Source organism: Azospirillum sp. SYSU D00513 (assembly GCF_017356015.1).
Taxonomy (GTDB): domain Bacteria; phylum Pseudomonadota; class Alphaproteobacteria; order Azospirillales; family Azospirillaceae; genus Azospirillum.
In genome coordinates this window covers 1-4,619 of sequence record NZ_JAFIQV010000096.1, presented here as the reverse complement: position 1 = coordinate 4,619, position 4,619 = coordinate 1, and the positions used below count along the sequence as shown (strand labels likewise).

General features: G+C 61.9%; 5 protein-coding genes and 1 pseudogene. 2 read left to right on the top strand and 4 right to left on the bottom strand.

All coding sequences use genetic code 11. From position 1 onward, the window contains the following. Positions 1-127: 127 nt before the first annotated feature. The 4 genes and pseudogenes from JUB11_RS33090 to JUB11_RS32230 all read right to left on the bottom strand — a co-directional run. Positions 128-316, bottom strand: a pseudogene (locus tag JUB11_RS33090) (DUF4158 domain-containing protein); the annotation flags it as partial. A 435-nt stretch (positions 317-751) separates the two neighbouring features. After that, complete coding sequence (locus JUB11_RS32240) at positions 752-1,861, bottom strand: alpha/beta hydrolase (protein ID WP_207462903.1); 1,110 nt, start codon at positions 1,859-1,861, stop codon at positions 752-754. A gap of 76 nt (positions 1,862-1,937) precedes the next feature. Beyond that, positions 1,938-2,957 carry an ankyrin repeat domain-containing protein gene (locus tag JUB11_RS32235; protein WP_207462902.1) on the bottom strand — a complete coding sequence of 340 codons (1,020 nt, stop codon included), beginning with the start codon at positions 2,955-2,957 and terminating at the stop codon, positions 1,938-1,940. After that, complete coding sequence (locus JUB11_RS32230; RefSeq protein WP_207462901.1) at positions 2,938-3,612, bottom strand: NAD(P)H-dependent oxidoreductase; 675 nt, start codon at positions 3,610-3,612, stop codon at positions 2,938-2,940. Before JUB11_RS32230 ends, JUB11_RS32235 begins: the two co-directional genes overlap by 20 nt. A gap of 83 nt (positions 3,613-3,695) precedes the next feature. Here JUB11_RS32230 and JUB11_RS32225 point away from each other — a divergent pair, with 83 nt between their 5' ends. Together JUB11_RS32225 and JUB11_RS32220 are read left to right on the top strand one after the other, a co-directional pair. Next, positions 3,696-4,343, top strand: a complete 648-nt coding sequence (locus tag JUB11_RS32225) for a TetR/AcrR family transcriptional regulator (protein WP_207462900.1) — start codon at positions 3,696-3,698, stop codon at positions 4,341-4,343. Positions 4,344-4,377: 34 nt separating this feature from the next. Further along, a partial coding sequence (locus JUB11_RS32220; RefSeq protein WP_247887476.1) for a transposase occupies positions 4,378-4,619 on the top strand: 242 nt, incomplete at its 3' end.

Here is a 4,619-nt window from a genome sequence, read left to right as displayed (position 1 = left end):
CTGGAAGATGTCACCCCGTGAATGGACGGCCGCAAAGGCGCAGATGGCCGTCATGTTCGGTGAGCGGTTCACAAAGGCCATGAGCGCCTAAAACTGAAATCGCCCCCGCCGAGCACGAAATTCCGGATAGTCCCGAATGCCGAAGCAGCGCCAGCTGCACGGCGAAGCCCAGCCGGTTGGCCGCGCCCCGCCGTGTCAGAACGAGATCCTGATCCGACGGGGTGAGCGTGAAGCGACGCGCCAAAGCATCCTGATCCGCGGGAATACCAAGAAGCCGCCGTAACTCCGTGTCGGGCAACAAACGATGTCGCGGCACGCGATCTCCCTCTCCAGCCGGCGCCAGACCCCAAGGCCGGCTCATGACGTGGAGAGGGTTATGGACGAACGCAGGAGCGACTGTCACGAAACCGCGTTGCCCGCCTGTCCGCTTTGCCACCCTTTGACGGACAACGCCTGTGCACCTGCGTTTCATGCGCTCGCCGCAGATCTCACGCGGACGCACGACCAGATCGTGGATCGAACGATCTGACCGAGTGCCGGTATCCGGGTCCGGAGGAACCGCAAGGCAGACCCCGCAAAGGACCAGATGAGGGCTCAGTGCAACGTCGTGCTTCCCGGCTGGCAAGGCAGGCACGCTGCTTTTCGTGTCGGGCAGATCGGCAGCCGGGCCGACGGCTCTCCCGAACCCGATTTCGAGGCGCAGGTACGTCGCTCGGACTTCGAGTGGCGGCTGAGACGCGCAACGCCGGGATCAGCCTGGAGGGAAGCGCCTGCGCAGCCACGAAAGCGCCAGCCGGTTCAACTCTTCGGGCTTTTCCTCGGGCAGCCAGTGCCAGCAGTCCTGAACGACGTGGCGTTCGAGATCGGGCACGACGTCCTTCATTCCATCCACCATGCTCGGGCGAAGCACGACGTCATGCTCGGCAGACAGCATCAATGAAGGCACACGGATGGTCTGATCGACCGCGAGCCCTGCCCTCCAATTTCGTGAAAGGTTCCTGTACCAGTTGATCGCCGGCGTGAAACCCGTCTGTGCGAACTCCCCCGAATAGAAATCCAGTTCGCTGTCGGTCAGCACGTCCTTACCAGGCAGAACCTCCGGCAGCGGCTGCCCGTAATATTCCATGTTCGCGACTTCCGGCTCCAGCTTGTCCCACGCTGCATTCGTCATCAGGTTCTTGCGGTAGGATGCACGCAGCGTCCCCCGCGGATCGCGATCCATCGCCTGATCGGCAGCTTTTCCCGACTGGAACATCAGCACGTACATGTTCGGACTGTAGACTTGGCGCATCTGTTCCACAGGATCGACCCGCAGGTCAGCCACGAAGCGTCGCCCCTTCGGCAAGGCAGCCGCGACAAGATCAGGATGCAGCCACAGCATCCAATGCGGAATGAAAGGTGTGTTGATGCCGATGACCCCGGCAACGCGATCAGCGTGCAGAAGCGGCATCTGCCACGCCAGGATACCGCCCCAGTCGTGCCCCATGAACACCGCCTTCTCAAGGTGGAGGGCATTGAGAAGGCCGACCAAGTCCCGGGTCAGATGATCGATGTCATAGCTCTCCACGGCTGCTGGAGCATCACTTCGGCCGTAACCACGCAAATCCGGAACGATAACGCGATATCCCGCTGCGGCCAGTGCGGACACTTGATGGCGCCAGCTATAGGCGAGGCCGGGGAAGCCATGCAAAAGAACGATCGCGGGTCCTGCACCGGCTTCATGGACGGACAACCTGATGCCGTTGGTTTTGATATAGCGGGGCGTCGGCATGGCAGGCGCGCGGGCGAATGCGGGTACCGCGTTTACGAATCCGGCCGCTGCCGCACCTGCGAGGAAAGCTCTCCTGGTGGAATGGATCATTGCCGTCTGCTTTCAGAAAAATGGTCTGCCCGCGCCGTAGTTGTTCGGCGAGGTGACATAAAAGGATCGTCGTCCCTCAGCGGGCCTCGGCGTCAGCCAAGAGGCGTGCAAGCGCATCATAGCCGTAGTGAACCGCCATCTCGCGCGGTGTAAGGCCAGCGTGATTTCGAATATCCAATCGTGCCCCGGCGTCCACCAGGGCGGCCACAGCGTCGATATGCCCGTGCCACACCGCGTCATGCAACGGCGTGAACCCGTTCAGCGCACCCTGCACATCGAGTTCGTCTGATCGCTTGTCCGCCTGCTCGTGGCCTTGACACATAACTTCGATCGCCGCTGAATGACCGAAGTAACAGGCTTCGTGGAGCGCGGTCCCGCTATATAGCCCGACCGAGCCGCGTGGGTTCGCGCCGGCTTCCAGAAGCAGGCGGATGATTTCGACATGCCCGTCCCGCGCTGCCACCGCGAGCGGCGTATAATTGTCGTCGAAGCTTCCCACCATGGGAACCCGAGCGTTCACATCCTCTCCGGCGTCTATCAGACGCCGTGTTTCCGCGACATCTCCTTCGGATACCGCAAGATGGAGACGAAGCGCCTTCACATGTTCGGCCTTCCCCCGCTCATTGGCTTCAAGCAGCGCGACAATGTCGTCGAGGCTGTCACGCTTGGCGATGGCTGCAGCCGTTTCGCCCCAATGATTGCGAAGGGAGGTCTTCGCTCCTCGGTCCAGAAGCAGACGAACTATATCGCCGTGCTTGTAAATCACAGCATCCATCAGCGCGGTGTGACCGAGACGAGGTGTCTGCTGGTCGATGAAGGCACCATGATCGAGCAAGAGTTCGGCAACTTGCCGGTTTCCCGACAACGCGGCCTTATGCAGCGCGGTGTTCCCCATGCTCGGTTCCACAGCACGGACGTCCGCTCCTGCCGTCAACAGCAATGACACCATGCTGGCTTCACCCAACCCCGACGCGATCATCAACGGCGACAAGCCGCTGGACATCGTTTCATTCACGTTCGCGCCCTGACGCAAACACTGCGTGACTGTCGGCAGATCGCCGGCGTGGACAGCGGCCTCAAACGTCGTCGCGATCATCGGTGACTTCTCCATTGCCGGAAACATGCGGGGCATCCTGGCGCGGCAGGCTGTTGGTGATGGTCCGCACCGTGTCCTCAAGGAGTGACGGCGTGCCGAGCCGGTCTGCGGTGACGAGTTCCGAGGTGACAACCGCCGCGCCGCAGAAGTCGAAGATGCCGTGCTCGATCTGGGCGTGCATCGCTTGGCGGTAGCCATGCCGATCGTATGTCGCGCCATCCGCTCCGCCGAGCGCGATCAAATGGACCTTCAACCGGCTCAACCGCTTTGCAATGCCTTTCTCCGCGTCTTCCTCGAACGCCCATCCGGCGACGAACACCCGGTCGATCCAGCCCTTGAGCAGCGCCGGCAATCCCCACCAATAGACGGGGTAGATCAGGATCAGACGATCGGCGCGGTCGATCCGCCGCTGCTCGGTTCGCACGTCATCGGGCAAGGGGCCGACACCGGAGTAGGCGGCGTGATCCGCGTGACCGAAAACCGGGTTGAAGCCCTCGGCGACAAGATCGGCGATCTCGGTCGTATGCCCATGGGCTGCAAGCGATTTGACGACTGCCTTCATCACCGCGCGGGTCAGCGACGCGGCAACGGGATGGGCCGCAACCACCAACGCGTGCGGCGCGACACCGTCCCGGAGGATGGGTGCAAAAGACATTGACGGTCTCCATGCCGAACCAATAAGCTACTGAACGTAGGTTACAGATAACCTACTAAAGGTAAGTTTCAAGCGGGTCAATCGTGGGATCGATCGAAGGCGGGGTGCCCGCACAGCGAAACCGGCGGCTTCCGAAGGCGAAGCGGCATCGACAGCTGTTGGACGTGGCTCTTGAAATCGTCCGCAAAGAGGGAGCTGACTGCCTGACACTCGGGCATCTTGCGACCCGTGCCGGGGTCTCGAAACCTGTCGTCTACGACCATTTCGGCACGCGATCGGGGCTGCTGATCGCGCTTTATCGGTGGATCGACGCCGAGCGGATCGAGGCGTTCCGTCAAGCGATGGCGAAAGGGCCACGAGATCGTGGCGAGACAATAGCGTGTCTGGCCGACGCCTACATTCGCTGTGCGGCTGATCTGACTGGTGAATTCCACATCGTCGGTGCCGCACTGGCCGGCAGTCCGGAGAAAGCCGAGGTCTATGACGAACTGCTCGACCAGTCCGTCGCGATGTTCGTATCCGTCCTCAGGCCGCTGAGCGTGTTGTCCAAGGCTGCAGCCAACTGCCTGTGCATTGGGTTGGTCGGCGCAGGAGAAGGGCTTACGGCAGCGATTGTGCGCGGGAAGATCACAGAGGATGAGGCAATCAGCACTTTCTCAGACATCATCAGGGCATCCCTGCTGGTTTGGTGCACGGATGCGGCGGTTGCCCGGTCGGATGAGGTTGGGTAGAAGGCGGACCCCTTGCTGATCTCCTTGCTTGAGCATGCCGCACAAACACAATGCTGACCGCCGGCATCGGATCCCGAAAGCCCACTACCGAGTGACGAACTGGCAGGCCTACGAAGCCGGGCTGCGGCAACGCGGCTCGCTGACGATCTGGTTCACTGAGAAAGCGGTTGCCGCTTGGCGAGCTGGTCCGCGGACCACACCGGGCGGTCAGGCGCGCTATTCGGATCTCGCGGTCGAGACGGCGCTTGTTCTGCGGGCGGTGTTTCACCAGCCCTT